The sequence below is a fragment of the Marinobacter sp. M-5 genome (genome assembly GCF_032911545.1).
GTDB lineage: Bacteria > Pseudomonadota > Gammaproteobacteria > Pseudomonadales > Oleiphilaceae > Marinobacter > Marinobacter goseongensis.
Genome location: NZ_JAWJEK010000002.1, coordinates 250,480 through 267,015 on the forward strand (window position 1 = coordinate 250,480; position 16,536 = coordinate 267,015).

Genomic DNA, 16,536 nt, shown 5'->3' on the forward strand with positions numbered 1-16,536 from the left:
GTGCCCGGGGAGATGAAAGTGTCAGAACTCCAGCACCAATCGGAAAACAGCGCCCGTCGCGGGCGTCTGTTCTACATCATGGGGGCATCGGGCGCCGGCAAGGACACCCTGTTGCGGGGGTGCCGGGAGCGCACCGGCGAAGCCCCCGGTCTGCTGGTGGCGCATCGTTACATCACCCGCACACCGGATGGCGGCACCGAGCATCATGTCTGGCTGTCAGACGCCGAATTCGAGCAGCGGGTCACCCTGGGGGCCTTCGCCATGCATTGGTCCGCCAACGGATTCCGCTACGGCATCGGGCGGGAAATTGACCTCTGGCTGGCCGGCGGCAGCCCGGTCCTGGTCAACGGTTCCCGCGGCTATCTTGACGCCGCGCGGGCGCGCTATGGCAGCACACTCATTCCGGTGCTGATCACCGTCGACCCAGACCGGCTGCAACGTCGCCTGCGCCTGCGGGGCCGGGAAGACAACGAAGCCATCGCCGCCCGTCTCCGCCGTGCCCGCGAACTGCAACAACAGCTGCCCCCGGACTGTCTGGTGATCGAGAACAATGGCGAGCCAGACACCGCCGTGGGGGAGTTGTTGACAGCCATCGCTGCCCCGCAGGACCACCGCCCGACCGGCGAGCGGGCGAGGCCGGCGCAACACCAGACGGAATCCTGGCAACAATGAAAATTTCATACCTGATGGATGTATCGCGGGGGAAAATCAGCCTGAATGGCACCACCGCACAGCGCCTGAACCGGATCTGGAAGGATTTTTGGGTCTGGCTGGCTTCCCTGATGGTCGTCACGCTGCTGGCCATGGTTGATCCGGACCAGGCGCAGGCGCAGGCCAGCGTGATTTTTGCGGCAACCGCGTTGATGAAAACAGCGCCTTTTCTGGTGCTCTCCATTGTCGTCGCCGCCTGGGCGTCCGCAACCGGCGCCGACAACCTGATTGCCCGGGCCTTCACCGGCGCTCCGGGAATGATGATCCTGATGGGCGCGATTGCGGGCGGCATTTCGCCGTTCTGCTCTTGCGGCGTGATACCGCTGATCGCGGCATTGCTCGCCATGGGGGTACCGCTGTCCGCCGTAATGGCATTCTGGCTGGCTTCTCCGGTGATGGACCCTTCCATGTTTGCGCTGACCACCGGCGTTCTGGGGCTCGAGTTTGCCATTGGCAAAACCCTGGCGGCGATAGGGCTGGGCCTGTTCGGTGGCTGGGTCGCGCGTCTGGTCGGCCGTATCGGCGGCCTGGCGGAGCCTTTGCGTGAGGGCATCGGCAACGGCGGCTGCGGCGGCAGTAAGGTCCGTGCGCCGAAACCGGTGGTCTGGCGATTCTGGGCAGAACCTGAGCGCCGCGCACGATTCGGCCGCGAGGCATCGAACATCACCCTGTTTCTGGCGAAATGGCTGGTGCTGGCCTTCCTGTTAGAGAGCCTGATTCTGGCTTTCGTGCCGGTAGCGACCATCACGTCGGTTCTGGGGGGAGAAGGCATCGGCCCTATTGCCCTCGGCACCCTTGTCGGTGTGCCCGCCTATCTCAACGGCTATGCCGCCCTGCCATTGGTCGGCGGCCTCATTGCCCAGGGCATGGCGCCCGGCGCAGGGCTGGCCTTTCTGGTCGCCGGTGGCGTGACCTCGCTACCGGCCGCGCTGGCAGTCTGGGCGCTGGTAAAACCCCGGGTGTTTGGTCTCTATATCGCGCTGGCTTTGATCGGCGCTTTTCTTTCCGGGTTACTGTTTCAACTCTGGAGCCTGACATGACCACGCTGACTGTCGATATTCTGAACCTGCAACCCGGCACCCTGCTGATGGCACCGGCCGGGATCACCACGCCTCACGACTCGATCACGTCGACCGGGGTAAAGGGCGCGCAAGTTGTCAACGTACTGATGGAGCCTGAACTAGGCCTGTCCGCCCTGCTTCTGGAAGTACAGGACGACTCTATCCAGATCATGCACCAACTGTCACCGGTTCCGGACACGGCGGCCTATCCCGCCTCTGTCTTTACGCCTCGCCGTAACCGTTTTACCGAGGCATCGGAGCAACTGGCGCACGCCAGCCGTGAAATTGCTGCGGCAGCCGGAGGCGGCCGTGGGGGCATCGAAGCGCTGGTAGCCGAGGCAGAAGCCCGGTTCACCTACGCACATCCGGAGGTGCGGTTTAATGATGACAGCGAACGTGTTCCCTTTCTCGCCTGCGGAACGACCCCTGGCTCTTGCATTGACATCAACACCTATCTGATCGCCAGCCTGAGAGCGGCCGGCTTTGAGGCGGGCTATGTGTACGGCTACTTTTTTCCCCGTGAACGTGATGGCCAGACCCAGGACATGCACTGCTGGGTGATCACCCGACACCACGGTGAAATACTGGAGTGGGACGTCGCTCACCATATGAAGGCGGGGCTGGGCAACACCCGCCCGGGCCTGAACCCTCGTCCCGGTCACCGGATTGCACTCGGCCACTCGCTCGGCCACCGCTACCATACCGGGGCAGGTCAGACTATTGGTCTCAAGCTGCTCGCCGGCCCACTTGCGCTCTCGGCGTCCGGTTCCTGGGACAAATGTCAGCTTCGGGTCCGCTCGGCCCACAAACCCTGACCGCAAAGCCGACAGCCCTAACACAGGCCCTCCTGGCGCCCCTGCACGACAGCCGCCCGCGCATCGTGCAGGGTGCGCTTGCTGTTCATCAAACTGCCACACCCTGTTCACATTTTGTTCACCCCGCTGTCATGCCCGCTCACTAGTCTAGACAACTATCATTCATGGCGTGGAGAAGCAGCAATGTTCAAAAATCTGTACCGATGTCTGTCCCTGGTGGTGTTATCACTGGCGTTGATCGCACCTGCGGTCCAGGCACAAACCGTCAAGCTGGCGGTCACGGATCTGGTGGGTCTTGAGGAACTGCAACGGGAATTCGGCGCGTTTCGGGATACCCTGTCAAAGGCCTCGGGCTTTGACATTGAGTTCCTGCCGGTCACCAATCGCACCGCCGCAGTCGAAGCCCTGCGCTTCAAACAGGTCGACTTTGTACTCACCGGCCCGGCGGAGTATGTGGTGATGCAGAACCGGGCCGATGCCAGGGTGGTGGTCGGGTTCTCCCGTCCTGACTACTTTGCGCTGATTGTCACCCTCGCCGAGAGCGGCATCGCCTCGGTATCGGACCTGGTGGGTAAACAGGTCGCCATGGGCAGTGTGGGCTCCACCTCACGCCACCTGGGACCGATTCAGGTGCTGGCCGATGGCGGCATCTCGCCCATGGAAGATCTGGACATTGTGCATACCAAAGTGCCCATTCTCTGGGAATCCCTGAAAAAAGGCGACGCCGCTGCCGTCGGTATGAACCACACCGAATTCCGCAGACTGCGCCAGCAGGAACTGGAGAAGGGTGGTCTGCAACCTGGCGCCTTCCGCGTGATCGCCCGCGGCCGGGACCTGCCGAACGACCTGCTGATGGCAGGCAGCCATGTTGACCAGGCGGTAATTGACCGCATGCGAGACGCGTTCGTCAATCACTCCGACGATCTGATCAACGCCATCGTCAATGGCGGCGGAACCGATGTCGACAAGTACACCGGCATGCGGTTTATCAGCAACATCAAGGACAGCGACTACAACTACGTCCGGTCCATGTATTCCACTATCGGTTTCCCGGAATACTCCGATTTTGTTGGCGACTGAGCCCGTCTCATCGGAAGAGGCACTCCCTGCCTCTTCCGTACCCAAGGACTACTTCCAATGACCAGTCTCGCATCACCGCTGTTACGACAGCCCGTTATCAGCGAACCGTCAACGGCAAGCTCGCTGCAAGTGCAGGGGCTGACCAAACGGTTCCAAGGCACAACCGCACCGGTGTTCAGAAATGTCTGCTTCAATATTTACAAGGGGCAGTCGGTGGCTCTGATCGGGGCAAACGGTGCCGGAAAAAGCACCCTGTTGCGCTGCTGCGTTCGTCTGATCGAGCCGGACGAGGGCAACATCCTGCTTTCCGGCGAAACTCTGTCCAGCAAGAAAGGACGTGAACTCAAGCGCGCCCGCAATCGGGTCGGCTTCGTGTTCCAGAAGCACTGTCTGGTCCCGCGACTGTCTGCGCTGACCAATGTCCTGCACGGCAACCTTGCCCACCGCTCGGGTCCGCGAAACTGGTCCCAGTGCTGGGCCCGGCAGGCGGATCGGGATCGCGCACTGCACTACCTGGACCTGGTCGGCCTGGCCGACTTCTGGCACAAGCGTTGCGATCAGCTGTCAGGGGGGCAGGCGCAACGGGTTGCCATCGCCCGCGCGCTGATGCAGGAGCCGAGCATCCTGTTTGCAGATGAGCCCACCGCCAGCCTGGACCCCAAGTCCGGGCAGGTCATCATGGAACTGTTTGCGCGGCTGTCACGGGCACAGAATCTGACGCTGTTTTTCGTATCCCATCACGTTGAGCACGCTCTGCACTATGCCGACCGTATTATCGGGTTGCGGGACTCGGAGCTACAGCTCGACGCCGCCAGCGGAACCGAAAACACCGTCAGCCTGAGAGGCTTCTATGCCTGAAGCGCACCTTTCCAACGACGGTAAAGCGCCCTTCCCGCCTCGCTTCCAGCGCCCGGGCTGGTTCAGCACCGCGTTATTTGCGCTGTTCCTGGGTTTTTTCCTCTGGTCACTGGCCGGCGCCGGCATGTCCATCAGCGAGCTGATCAGCGGCCTGCCCAACATGGCTACGATCGCCGGTGAAATGTTCCCCCCCGCGACCGACCGGGCCGAGCCGATCATGGCGGCCATTCTGGTCACTTTCCAGATGGCTCTGGTGGGCACCGTGATCGGGGTAATCCTGAGTATACCCATGGCGTTGCTGGCGGCCCGGAACACCTCACCGCACCCGCTGGTCCGACATGTGGCCCGATCGATCATCAGCTTTCTGCGAACGGTGCCGGACCTGGCCTGGGCGTTGTTTTTCGTGGTCTCTGTCGGCCTGGGCCCGTTCGCCGGAACCCTCACCATCATTGTTGACACCATCGGCTTCTGCGGCCGCTTTTTCGCCGAAGCCATGGAGGAAGTCGACCCCGGCCCTTCTGAGGCGCTGGACTCCATCGGCACCAGCCCCCTCGACCGCATTGCCGTAGTGCAGATTCCCGGTGCCCTGCCCAGCATGATCAACACCGGTCTGTTTTCACTGGAGAAAGCCGTGCGCTCCTCGGTGGTGCTAGGCCTGGTGGGCGCGGGGGGCATTGGTGCCGAGCTGGCGGCGTCCATGGAAATGTTCCGCTACGACCAGGCCGCTTACATCATTCTGATGATCTTCATTCTGGTTTACGCCGTTGAGCATCTGTCCTCCCGCTTGCGGGACCGCCTGATGCATCAGAGCCAGTAAACGCATCCCACTCCGGAGTTTTTCGATGCACAATCCCAACACACCATCAGACACACCGCGCGCGACCGACAGCCTGCTGATCGACAACGTTCATGTTCTCACCAGCACCGGATGGCTTCGCAACAGCCGGGTGGAGCTGAGCGGCGGCAAGATCAAAGCCGTCGGCGCGGACGTCACCACCTCCATACCGACACTGGACGGGCGCAGCGGTTACCTGCTGCCCGGCATGATCGATCTTCACGGCGACGCCTTCGAACGGGACATCACACCGCGGGCCGGTACCACCTTTCCACTGGACCTTGCCCTGGCCGCCAACGATGCCAGTCTCATTGCCAATGGCATAACAACGTTTTACTACAGCATCACCGATGGGTTCGAGCCGGGCCCCCGCAGCCGCGACACTGTGCGCGAGCTCCTGCTCGCACTCGAGGCACTGTCGCCGCGATTCAGCTGTCAGGCACGGGTGCACATTCGTCATGAACGGGTAAACACCGAGCTTCACGAAGAACTGATGGGCTGGCTGGCAGACGGGCGCGTCCATATGCTGTCGCTGAACGACCACTTACCCGAGCTGGACAACCCTGCCGCCACCGAGCGTTACCTGGCAGGACTGCGGCGCCGGGTCACCATGGACGCCGCTGAAACCCAACGGTTTCTCGAGGGCCTGCAGAATCGGAGAGACCTTGGTGACCGGCAGACCGGAGAGCTGGCGCGGCAGGCACGGCAAGCCGGAGTCAGCCTGTCGTCCCATGATGATCACGGGCTCGACGATGTAGAGCGTAATCGCGTGCTCGGCACCTCCATTGCGGAGTTCCCCATGGATGCAGAAACCGCGAGCGCCAGCCGGGAAGCCGGCGTTGCCGTACTCATGGGCGCGCCCAACCTGGTGCGCGGGGGCTCCCATGTCGGGGCCATCAGTGTGCGGGATGCCATTACCGGGAATCTGGTGGACGTTCTGTGCAGCGATTACCACTACCCCAGCCTGTTCCGCGCACCGTTTGTCGCGGCAGAGCATGGTCTGCTGCCCCTTGAGCAGGCCTGGAAAATGGTCAGCGAGAACCCCGCAAAAGCCGCCGGCCTTGGCGCCAGCAAGGGGCAGATCGCCCCCGGCTTCGACGCCGACCTGCTGCTGTTGAGCGAACTCGACGGCTCACCGCTCTCGCTGCAGTCCACGCTGGTGGGTGGCAGGCTGGTGTTCCGCAGGGGATGATGCGGTCGCCGGGGCCAGACGCATGGCAACCGGCGGCGTGAGGCCTGCGGCTATTACTCGCTGCGGGTCAGGCTCGCCACCACGGCCGCCAGGTCGGTCATGCCTTTTTCGACCTCCTGGATACCTGTGGCCACATTGGAGATTTCGCCAGAGCTGCGGCGAGACAGGTCGGAGACACCGTCCATGCTGGAGCGCAGAGAACCGATCAGCTGGCTGTTCTTGCCCACCACCGCCGAGATTTCTTCCAGGGACTGGGCGGTTTTGGCGGCCAACTGACGAACCTCGTCCGCCACCACGGCGAATCCACGGCCCATCTCTCCGGCGCGGGCCGCCTCGATGGCCGCATTCAACGCCAACAGATTGGTCTGATCGGCCACCGACCGGATGGTGCTGACGATACTACCAATCCGCTCCGCCTGGGCTTCAAGATCCCGGCTCACCTCGGCGGCGCTGGCCACCTCGGCCAGGGTCGATTCCGAGGTTTCCACCGCCACCGCCAGGGCACGGTTGGCCTCGGCTGCAATCTGCGAGGTCTCTTCCGAGGTGGACGCGGCGATTTCGGCCGCCTCCTTGGCACTGTTTACCCGTGCGGTGATGTCGGCGGCAAACTTGATGACCTTGTAGACCGTTCCGTCCGCGTCGAGCACCGGGCTGTAAGTCGCCTCCAGCCAGATACTCTTGCCGTTCTTCTCTCTACGCTCGAACTGGCCGGAGAAGCTTTCGCCGCGGGCCAGCCGGCCCCAGAAGTCCGGGTTGTCGCGATAAAAATCGTCGAAGCAGAACATCTTGTGGTGCTGGTGAAGAATCTCTTCCTTGCTGTAACCGGTGGTGGCCAGGAAATTGTCGTTCGCTTCCAGTATCTCGCCGTCCGGGGTGAACTTGATCACCGCCATGTAACGGTCGATGGCGGTCAGCATCGCAGTGTCGTCCGCGACCCTGTCCTGCGCGGCGGTGGCATCCCAGGCGATCTTGACCACCTTACAGATGTTGCCGTCCTCACCGGTGACCGGGAAATAGGTGGCCTCCAGCCAGACCCGGCGACCGTCTTTGGCATAGCGGGGGAAGGTGCCCTGTTGTGGCGTACCGCGCCCCAGCTCTTCCCAGAAACGCAGGTATTCGGGGGAGGCGGCATAGCGAGAATCACACAGTGCGCGGTGATGTTTGCCAACAACCTCCTCGCGCTGATAACCCACCAGTGCCAGCAGATTGTCGTTCGCAGCCTCCACAATCCCGGAACGGCTGAACTCGATGTACCCAACCTGAGCGCTGATGGCGTCGAGGATCTGGCGCATCCTGGTGTAATCGTTACGTGAGATTTCAAGTTCTTGCGTCAGTTCTGCAATGCGGTGGCGGCCAAACATGTTGCCTTCCCCTGTGTATTATTTGAGCGGTCCATAACTTTGAGTATAGTCAGCCCACCCGAAAAACAGCGTAGAAAAAAGTATGTTTAGGGAAACGATTTGTAAGCAAAGACGACGGTTTGGGAAAGCACTTACTGGATAGGTGCGCGACCGCCACCCGCCCGGAAGAACCCCAAATCCTGTAGTGGAAGCTCGAGCACCGAGTCGTCCAGAATGATCGGCACGGAACGCTCCTTCGGGATCACCGTGGCCGAAAAGCGATTCAGCACCGGGGATTCAATATCGAGATCAAGGTCCAGCGTGGTGGTCAGTTTCGTGTCCACCGACGGCGTGACCACCTGATCGATCGCCGCCAGCACCTGGCCACTGAACTGCAATCGCACCATGGTCTCCACCGGCACCAGAATGTCTACCGGCAAAGCGAAGCGCACCGGCAATACGCCCTTGACCGGCAGTTCTGGCAGCCAGGAATAGATCATGCCGGTGTCGGCAGACACTGCCAGGTCGGTCTCCACCATCAACGTATCGCGGTAGCGGATATCCATCCGCAGGGGCACCCAGGTATCCAGTTCGAGGTGAGTTCGGTACTGCCCTTTCAGCGGCAGTGGAAGGGCTTCGTGACGAAAAGGCACCTCCACATCCACCCGGCCCAGTAACGTCAGCTCGGCGTTCTGATCGGTGTGGGCATCCACGCGCAGCTCGGCCGGCAGCCGCAGCAATGCAAACTGATCGGTCAGCGACACCCCGATGACCACCCGGGTGTACAACAAAAAGCCACCCGCAAGTCCCAGCACAACGATCAACAGAAACAGCCAGCCGAACAGGATCCAGCGCCCGAGGGTACTCATGGAGCGGTGGGCTCTGACGTCGGCTCAATCTCCGCTCCGGCCGCGGTGGGTTCGCCACTGTCAGACTCCGGGCCTTCTTTCGGTGCCCAGGACAGGCCAATCTCCCGAATCGGCAGTTCCAGGTCCATTTCCGCCAGCAGGGCGTCCGCCGGTTCGAGGATGGTCGCGTAGGCGTTGATGCGAGAGCGCACGGGCACCGACATGCGGGTTTTCAGGGGGATGTCCGTGGCAATGTCCACTTTTAGCGGCACCTCCAGTGAGTCCAGCAACTCCACCTGGGCCGGCGCGGTGAACTTGAGATCGACCATCTGGTCAATCTCGATCTCCTCGTTCAGCGGAATAGTCGCTTTCACCGGCAGTTCGCCCCGCAGTGGCAACTCGAACCACTGGCCCAGTGCTTTGACCTCCACCTCGCCATCCACCGCGATGGTCTGGTCCAGCAGGATATTCTGGCGCAACGGCACCACCATGCGGATCGGCACGGCACTGTCAAAGGTCACGGACACGTTCAGGGTATCCCGGATCGGCAGGGTCAGGGTCTGGTCGATCGGCACCGTGGTGGACAGCACCGTGTCCAGCTCAATGTCGAGGCTGTCGAGAATGTCGATGCCGACGGCCATGGGCTCGGGAATCGCCACCTTGGCCTGCTGGTTACGCAGTAACAATTCGGCACCCAGGTTTTTCCACAGCCAGAAGGCGCCGAGGGCACCCAGCACCAGCGCCAGAATCAGCACGGTTCCAGCGATGGCCAGCCATGTCTTGCGAATCGTGATCTGTATGGGCATAGCGGTTTCCCCGGGCCAGCGCTGTTATCCGAACATGAAGGTGAGCTGGAACAGCCCCACCAGACAACCCAGCGCCGCACCGACGGCAATCAGTATCCACTCGTCCTGCTCGAAAGCCGGTCGGAGCATTCCCTCGAACTCGGTGGGTTTCAGGCTCTGCAGCCGGGTCGAGAGGGTGTGCTCAAGGTCGAGGGCCTCATCGGCGTAGTCTTCAATGTGTTTCAGGGTCGCCGGTAAACGCTGGATCAGCCGCTTCACCGCACTGGCCTTCATGTCCCGGTAGGTCTGAGTACCCACCGCAAAGGTCACAAACGGCTTGGCCAGATTGGTCTGCTCATCAACCGCACGCTGCACGTGCCGCCCGATCATATCGAACACCTTGTCGGCGTAGGGGCCTTTCAGAATGCCCTCGATGATGTTGGCCGGCGTCAGCACGTAGGATGACACCAGGCGGCCGTAATCGCTGGCCACTTCGTTCTGACGCTTCATGAACAGACCCTGGATATTGAACGGCCCGATGCGCATCAGCTCCTTGGGATTGAAGATCATCTGCAGGGCAATGGCGTTGGTGGCGTAACCCACCAGCAGGCCGAACGCCGGCAACAGCCAGCCCTGCTGGAAAAACAGCCACACCGCCATCTGCACCAGACCGAACAGGAAGCCGAAATACAGACCCGAACGCCCGATGAAGCGGAACTCCGTTGCCCCCACCTCCTGGAAGATCTTGTTCAGCAGAGCCTTGTCGCGACTGAGGTTGGTCACCACCATGTCTTCCAGGTCGTACATCTGGGAAATGTTGACCTTGAGCTGGGCCATGATGTCATTGATCAGTTGTGGCGCATCACGTTTGACCCGCTTGTAGATCTGCCGCTTAACCACTTCCGGCAGCGACTCCCACAGCCTGGGCTCGTACTCCAGCATCACCTGATCGACAATTTCCTCGATCATGCCGTTCAGTGCCGGTTCCAGGGCGCTGGCCACCTTGTCGGCATCGAGGCGGGAGAAAATCTCCTCCTGGGTGATCAGGTGCGTGGTGATGGTCTCCACGGAAATCGCCGCCATCTTGGCCGCCCGCCGGGGAATGATGCCCTGCCACCCCAGGAACGGAGGCTTACCCACGAACTCCAGCGGCTGGAACATCATCTTGATGGCGATGACGTTGGTGACGTACCCCACAGCCCCGCTGATCACCGGCATCGACAGATACAGCCAGAGGTTTGACACGAAGTCATTTACTACCGCTTCCATACATACTTCCAGTCGTTGTTGTTGTTTGCCCGTCTGGGCCGGTGTCTAGTCGCTGTCGCGGCAGTCGAGGGCTTTCGCCCAGAGAGTCTTGCCCAGATCGGAGATCGCGAAGGACAGGCGCTGAAACCGCACCTTCGCGCCGGCCTGGCGCTCCATATCGGCGGCCAGCGCCCGCACGGCGAGGCCGTTCTCGATGCTTTCGTAGTTGCGTTCGAGGGTTTTCACCACCGGTCCTGTGTCCAGCAGGCCCAGTTGGATCATGTGGTTGAGGTAGTGGGGTGCCCACTGCGCCAGCATCAGCCCGGACTCCTGGCCTATCCGGCTCAGATGGCCCCGCAAGCGATAGCCGGGTTTGCCCATGCGACCGGCCACGTCCAGATGACACATGGCATGGGGCCCCTCATCGGACACCAGCGCCAGCACCCGTAACTCGTCCGGCACCAATTGCTGCACGATGGTGCGGATAAGGTCCTCGGTGGCGGACTCTCGGGTCTGGTAAATCGAGCGCTGATGAAGATCCCGGAGCATGCCAGCGGTGTCTGCGCCGATCAGGGTTGGCAGGGTGTCGACGCTGTCGTCGTGGGATTGCGACGGTGTGCCATCAAGGCGTTGCAGGCGATGGCGGAGCGCCAGCAGTAGCTGGTTCTCGACCCCGGAGGCAACCGCCGCTGCCCGTTGCACCGGGGGCAACTCTCCGAGCACGGATCGCAGGCGGTAAAGAGTCCCGCTGCGGGGCACCAGGGGTGCCGGTAATGCTGACGTAAGCTTTCGCTTGTCCATTGCGCTCGCCTGACAATCTTGTTGTTATGTTGCTGACAATTTACGTGACATATGTCACATTTTTAAAATAAAGTTGCAAGAGCAAATTAACAAGAACAAACGAAAAAAGGCTCACCATGACACCTGCCGCGAACCTGCCCGACATTCTCGACACTCTGCCCGATGAACTGGCCGGCGCCATCCGCGACGGAGCCGACAGCGCCGTGGCCCGCCATCGTCAGGACATTGCCAGCGAACTGGCGGCCGCACGCCTCCGGCTGCCCTTGCCGTCACGGCTGGTATTCAGCATGGCGACTGGCAAACCCGACACGGCAGAGGGTGACGCGTGATGACGATTTCCTCACTGCAGACCCTCGCCGAGCTCGAGAAACTCGAGGCCCTGATCGGCGAACTGCCCGCTCCCACCCGAGAGTTGGCGGATGCCTGCCAACCCGGTCAGATTCGCCAGACCCGTGACGCCATTCTGGATGAGCTGCACCGCTCTGCAGCCCCCACCTTCGGCCGCCTTGGCCGTCTGGTCAGCGCATTACCGACAAAGCGTTCCGCGGCATTGGCGGAGCATTGCGGGGCAACGGTCGCAGCCGGCACGCTGCCGTTTGTTGACGCGCTGAAGGTAGGAAAAATTGCCCGTCGTCTGCCGGTGGCATTCCTCACCGAGATCACGCTGATTTCAGATCCGAGGGCTCTGCGCGGCCTGATCAGGCACATTCCCGCCGAACAGCTGACCGGAGTGGCGGTAGCGCTTATTGAGCAACGGCAATACGTGCGGGCGGGCCAATTGGCGGACGCGCTGCCAGCGGCGGTCATTCGTCAGGTACTGGCACTGGTCAGCGACGATGCCGCCCTGCTGCGCACCATTTTCTACATGGACGAGCCCGAAAAACTCGGGGACATCATCCGTCTGATTGATAACGATCGGCTCAACCGCATCATTCTCTCGGGGCTTGGGAACCCGGACACCTGGCCGATCCTGATCTGGGTGATCGACCAGGTGGGACGGGACATCAAAAGCCGGATCACCAACCTGATCGTGGAGCGTGACCCGGGCACCCTCAACGAACTGATCAATGTCGCCAATGCTCACGCCTGGTGGGGGCCGATCCTGCGCTCTCTGGACACCATCAAGGAACGCCATCAGCGTTCACTGGTGCATCTGCAGGCATTGCGGGACGAGCAGGTTCTGGAAGGCCTGATGAAGGCCGCCCATGACGAGGGGCTGATGGCCAATACCCTGCCCCTGATCGCCGCGATGAACAGCGATTTGCAGGCCTTCGTGGCCAAAGTGGGGTTGCGACAGGGTGCCGATATCCTGGAATCGTTTATCCGCGACGCGGTGCGGCAAGAACACGCCGATCTGGTACTCACTCTGATTGGCAGAATGTCGGACGAGGAACTCCGGGAACTGACCACCCTCGACGTTTTCACCGACAACATCATTCTGCGGGCCATGGTGGCATCGGGCATAACCACCGGGCAGATTCGGGTGCTGATCCGCTTTGCACGACGACTGCCACGCAAGGGGCAGGAGTTGATCGCCAGCCTGATGGCCGCGGACCACGGTGCGCTGCTGGAACGGCTGCTCAATCGCTCGGAATTGCTCGGCAATAATGACTGGAACGAGTTGGTCACCCTGATTTCGCGGGTCCGGCTGCCGGACCAGGCCCGGGAGATCGCCGACGTGATCCGCTACCAGTCCCGCCAGGCGTCACAGGCACTGAAAACCCATGCCGAGAACATGGGCACAGATCTGCTCAAGGCGCTACGACAGTAGCGCCGTCAGCGGTCCGAGCACCAGCACACTGAGCTCTTTCGGTTCGTTACAGCAGCCCGTTGATTTCCCGCCACAACCGGCGGTAGGCGTCGGCGGCAACCGAGTGTGGCGCCAGCAATTCCACCGGCACCCCCTGTTCACCCATGCGCTCCACCACGCTGGCGTTGGGGATAATGGTGTTCAGGCTACCCGGCAAGTGTCGCTCCTGATCATCAATCAGTTCCCGATGCAGGCTCTTGCGCCGGTCCGCCATGGCGTAGAACGGGCGCAACCGCGAGGGTTTGATTTTGTGATCTTTGGCAAAGGTCCGCAGTTGCTCCCAGCTGTTCAGGGATAGCCAGGTGGGAATGACCGGCACGAACACCCGGTCAGCCGCTTTCAGCACCTGCTCCGACAGCCGTGACAGCGATGGCGGGCAATCCAGCACCACCAGACTGGTCTCCTCCGACAACAGTGCCAGCCACTCCTTGATCAGGTTGACGCTGTCATTCTGATCCAGCTTGACGTCGAGATTACGGAAGCTGGTGTGCGAGGGGATGAAATCCAGGTTGTCATAGCGACTTGCATGAATGAAGTCAGCGATCGGGCTTTTGCCCTTCATCAATGCCGACAACTTATGCCCCTTGATGCGATCGGCCCCGGCCAGGTACCAGCTGGAGGCGCCCTGAGGGTCCAGATCCCAGAGCAGCGTGGAATAGCCCGCCTGACTGGCAAGGTAGGCGATGTTCACTGCCGACGCGGTTTTGCCCACACCGCCCTTGAGACTGTAGAACGCGATTGTTTTCATTCTGCGGCTCCCGACCTGCAGGCATAAAAAAACCGGGGCGACCCCCGGTTAAAGCTTAAACACGATTTTCAAAACCCTACAGATCGTCCTGAAGTTTTGATCATGGCACTGAGTCGTGACAGTTTGATGACAGCACTCTCCCTTGTTACCCACCCGTCCGCGGCCTCAGTAGAAAATTGCCGTACCCCTGTTCAATCACGGCCTGGGCGGATCGATCCTTCAACCCGACTCCGGACAGGTTGAGGCGACGCGCTTCATTCAGCAGATACCGCAACCGCCGGCTGGCCTCATCGACATCCAGGCCGCCAGGACGGATGTTGGAGATGCAGTTGCGGTTGGCATCGGTCAGCCCCGGTTGCGGCGCCCAGGTCAGATAGAGGCCCAGGCTGTCGGGCGAGCTCAGCCCGGGCCGCTCGCCGATCAGCACCACCACACAACGGGCATTGAGCCGCTGCGCGATGTCGTCACCGATCGCCACCCGCGCCTGGGTCACCACGCACAGAGGGGCCCGCTGCCCGCCGGCAGGCGCCAACTCAGGCAACGCCAGAAATGCCTGCAGCAGTGGCACCGCATTCTGTTGTACCGCCCGCGAGGACAGCCCATCGGCCACCACCAGCGCGAGATCTACCGGGCTTTGGTGGGTGTGCCCGGAGCGATCCAGATGTTTGCAGGATGTCGCATCAAGACGTCGGCCCAGATCCGGGCGTTGCAGGTACGTGACCCGGTCCGCCGCCTCACTGTGCAGCAAAAGCGGCGGCGGCAGGCCCCGGGCCGCCGACAGGGTCGTCAGTGCTTCAAGCAACGCCCCGGTATCCAGCGGCAGGTGCACCGCGTCCCGGGCCCGCGCGTGATCCAGCTGGAATGCCAGTAACTCGCGGGTCGGCAAGCTGGTGCCGGCACGGCCAAGACCAATCCGGGCATCGGTATAGGCCCGCAGGTGGCGCCAGGGGTTATCCGTCACCAGTTCCGGCGTTGAATCGGTCATTGGTCATCTCCTTCCGGCAGACGGGACAGGCTCGCGCTGAAGGCCTCCGGCAGGGTGTCAGCGGGCCATTGTCCGCGGCTGTCGCGGAATATCCCCATCCGTGCCAGCCATTGCTCGAACTCCGGCGCCGGGCGCTTGTTCAACACCCGCCGCAGATAGAGCGCATCGTGGAACGACGTGGTCTGGTAATTCAGCATGATGTCGTCGGAACCGGGAATGCCCATGATGAAATTGCAGCCCGCCACGCCGAGCAGGGTCAAAAGGTTGTCCATGTCATTCTGGTCGGCCTCGGCGTGATTGGTGTAGCAGATGTCACAACCCATGGGGAGACCCAGTAGCTTGCCGCAGAAATGATCCTCCAGGCCGGCGCGGGTGATTTCCCGGCCGTCGTACAGGTACTCCGGACCAATAAAGCCCACCACCGTGTTCACCAGCAACGGATCAAACTTGCGCGCCACCCCATAGGCCCGGGCCTCGCAGGTTTGCTGGTCAACACCGTGGTGCGCATTCGCTGACAGGGCGCTGCCCTGGCCGGTTTCAAAATACATCACGTTGTTGCCCACCGAACCGCGCTGCAATGACAGCGCGGCGCTTTGTGCTTCTGCCAGGGTCGCCAGGTCGAAACCGAAACTGCGATTGGTGGCCTCGGTGCCACCGATGGACTGGAACACCAGATCCACCGGTGCATTCTGTTCGATGGCCTCAAGGGTGTTGGTCACATGGGTCAGGACACAGGACTGGGTGGGAATGTCGTACTGGCGGATCACTTCGTCCATCATCTTCATCAGCCGCACACTCTGGGCCACGCTGTCGGTAGCCGGGTTGATACCGATCACCGCATCGCCGCTGCCATACAGCAGGCCATCAAGAATGCTGGCGGCAATGCCGGTGATGTCGTCGGTGGGATGATTGGGCTGCAATCGGGTCGAGAGCCGGCCCGGAGTGCCGATGGTGTTGCGAAACGCGGTGATGACCTGGCAACGGGACGCCACCAGAATCAGATCCTGATTACGCATGATCTTGGAGACGGCGGCGGCCATTTCCGGGGTGATGCCCTGGCGGATGCCTGCGAGCGCCTCCGGTGTTGCCTGATCGCCCAAAAGCCAATTACGAAAGTCACCCACCGTGAGATGGGCGATGGGCGCGAACGCATGCTTGTCGTGTTCGTCCAGGATCAGTCGGGTGACCTCATCGCTTTCGTAAGGCACCAGCGCGTCATTCAGAAAGGTGTTCAGCGGCAGCTCCGCCAGCGCCATCTGCGCCACCACCCGCTCCTCCGCCGTAGACGCCATCACTCCGGCCAGGCGGTCACCGGAGCGGGCAGGTGTTGCCTTCGCCATCAACTCTGCCAGCGTCTGAAACTGCCAGGTCTGAACACCCAGGGTGTATCGGTACATGCCTCGCCCTCACTTCGCATCG

At 61.7% G+C, this 16,536-nt stretch carries 17 protein-coding genes; 9 read left to right on the forward strand and 8 right to left on the reverse strand.

All coding sequences use genetic code 11. The annotated features are described in order from the left end of the window. Positions 1 to 18 precede the first annotated feature (18 nt). The 7 genes from phnN (at position 19) to R0125_RS10545 (ending at position 6,552) form a co-directional block, all read left to right on the forward strand. Positions 19 to 672, forward strand: coding sequence for a ribose 1,5-bisphosphokinase (phnN, locus tag R0125_RS10515; RefSeq protein ID WP_317238129.1), 654 nt, complete (start codon positions 19 to 21; stop codon positions 670 to 672). After that, entirely contained in the window at positions 669 to 1,751 is a 1,083-nt protein-coding gene (locus R0125_RS10520; RefSeq protein WP_317238130.1) for a permease, read from the forward strand. Before phnN ends, R0125_RS10520 begins: the two co-directional genes overlap by 4 nt. Beyond that, positions 1,748 to 2,587 (forward strand): transglutaminase family protein, encoded by an 840-nt coding sequence (locus R0125_RS10525; RefSeq protein ID WP_317238131.1) that lies wholly within the window; start codon positions 1,748 to 1,750, stop codon positions 2,585 to 2,587. The genes R0125_RS10520 and R0125_RS10525 overlap by 4 nt, the downstream gene beginning before the upstream one ends. 183 nt (positions 2,588 to 2,770) lie before the next feature. Beyond that, positions 2,771 to 3,667, forward strand: coding sequence for a phosphate/phosphite/phosphonate ABC transporter substrate-binding protein (locus R0125_RS10530; protein ID WP_317238132.1), 897 nt, complete (start codon positions 2,771 to 2,773; stop codon positions 3,665 to 3,667). Positions 3,668 to 3,724: 57 nt separating this feature from the next. Further along, entirely contained in the window at positions 3,725 to 4,525 is an 801-nt protein-coding gene (locus R0125_RS10535) for a phosphonate ABC transporter ATP-binding protein (RefSeq protein ID WP_317238133.1), read from the forward strand. After that, the gene (gene phnE, locus R0125_RS10540; RefSeq protein ID WP_317238134.1) at positions 4,518 to 5,342 is read left to right on the forward strand and encodes a phosphonate ABC transporter, permease protein PhnE; all 825 of its coding nucleotides are present in this window, start codon (positions 4,518 to 4,520) and stop codon (positions 5,340 to 5,342) included. Before R0125_RS10535 ends, phnE begins: the two co-directional genes overlap by 8 nt. Positions 5,343 to 5,367: 25 nt before the next feature. Then, a complete protein-coding gene (locus R0125_RS10545) occupies positions 5,368 to 6,552 on the forward strand; it encodes an alpha-D-ribose 1-methylphosphonate 5-triphosphate diphosphatase (protein ID WP_317238135.1) in 1,185 nt (394 codons plus the stop codon). A gap of 53 nt (positions 6,553 to 6,605) precedes the next feature. Here the strand turns inward: R0125_RS10545 and R0125_RS10550 are convergent, their stop codons facing one another. From R0125_RS10550 to R0125_RS10570, 5 genes are all read right to left on the reverse strand, one after another. Then, positions 6,606 to 7,913: a PAS domain-containing methyl-accepting chemotaxis protein gene (locus R0125_RS10550; RefSeq protein ID WP_317238136.1), complete on the reverse strand. Its 1,308-nt coding sequence runs from the start codon at positions 7,911 to 7,913 to the stop codon at positions 6,606 to 6,608. Between the two features lie 131 nt (positions 7,914 to 8,044). Further along, positions 8,045 to 8,761 (reverse strand): hypothetical protein, encoded by a 717-nt coding sequence (locus tag R0125_RS10555; RefSeq protein WP_317238137.1) that lies wholly within the window; start codon positions 8,759 to 8,761, stop codon positions 8,045 to 8,047. Further along, positions 8,758 to 9,546 (reverse strand): hypothetical protein, encoded by a 789-nt coding sequence (locus R0125_RS10560; RefSeq protein ID WP_317238138.1) that lies wholly within the window; start codon positions 9,544 to 9,546, stop codon positions 8,758 to 8,760. The genes R0125_RS10555 and R0125_RS10560 overlap by 4 nt, the downstream gene beginning before the upstream one ends. A gap of 24 nt (positions 9,547 to 9,570) precedes the next feature. Beyond that, on the reverse strand, positions 9,571 to 10,794 hold the full coding sequence (locus tag R0125_RS10565) for a DUF445 family protein (RefSeq protein WP_248183301.1): 1,224 nt from the start codon (positions 10,792 to 10,794) through the stop codon (positions 9,571 to 9,573). A 45-nt stretch (positions 10,795 to 10,839) separates the two neighbouring features. After that, a complete protein-coding gene (locus R0125_RS10570; protein WP_317238139.1) occupies positions 10,840 to 11,574 on the reverse strand; it encodes a hypothetical protein in 735 nt (244 codons plus the stop codon). 116 nt (positions 11,575 to 11,690) lie between these two features. Between R0125_RS10570 and R0125_RS10575 the strand changes: the two genes are divergently transcribed. Both R0125_RS10575 and R0125_RS10580 read left to right on the forward strand, forming a co-directional pair. Next, the gene (locus tag R0125_RS10575; RefSeq protein WP_248183297.1) at positions 11,691 to 11,903 is read left to right on the forward strand and encodes a hypothetical protein; all 213 of its coding nucleotides are present in this window, start codon (positions 11,691 to 11,693) and stop codon (positions 11,901 to 11,903) included. Further along, positions 11,903 to 13,345: a hypothetical protein gene (locus R0125_RS10580; RefSeq protein WP_248183294.1), complete on the forward strand. Its 1,443-nt coding sequence runs from the start codon at positions 11,903 to 11,905 to the stop codon at positions 13,343 to 13,345. Before R0125_RS10575 ends, R0125_RS10580 begins: the two co-directional genes overlap by 1 nt. A gap of 46 nt (positions 13,346 to 13,391) precedes the next feature. On the opposite strand, the gene R0125_RS10585 is transcribed toward R0125_RS10580, so the two are convergent. From R0125_RS10585 to R0125_RS10595, 3 genes are all read right to left on the reverse strand, one after another. After that, positions 13,392 to 14,132: a ParA family protein gene (locus tag R0125_RS10585; protein ID WP_317238140.1), complete on the reverse strand. Its 741-nt coding sequence runs from the start codon at positions 14,130 to 14,132 to the stop codon at positions 13,392 to 13,394. A 145-nt stretch (positions 14,133 to 14,277) separates the two neighbouring features. Further along, a complete protein-coding gene (gene eutC, locus R0125_RS10590) occupies positions 14,278 to 15,117 on the reverse strand; it encodes an ethanolamine ammonia-lyase subunit EutC (RefSeq protein ID WP_317238141.1) in 840 nt (279 codons plus the stop codon). Next, complete coding sequence (locus R0125_RS10595; RefSeq protein WP_317238142.1) at positions 15,114 to 16,514, reverse strand: ethanolamine ammonia-lyase subunit EutB; 1,401 nt, start codon at positions 16,512 to 16,514, stop codon at positions 15,114 to 15,116. The genes eutC and R0125_RS10595 overlap by 4 nt, the downstream gene beginning before the upstream one ends. Between the last annotated feature and the right edge of the window lie 22 nt (positions 16,515 to 16,536).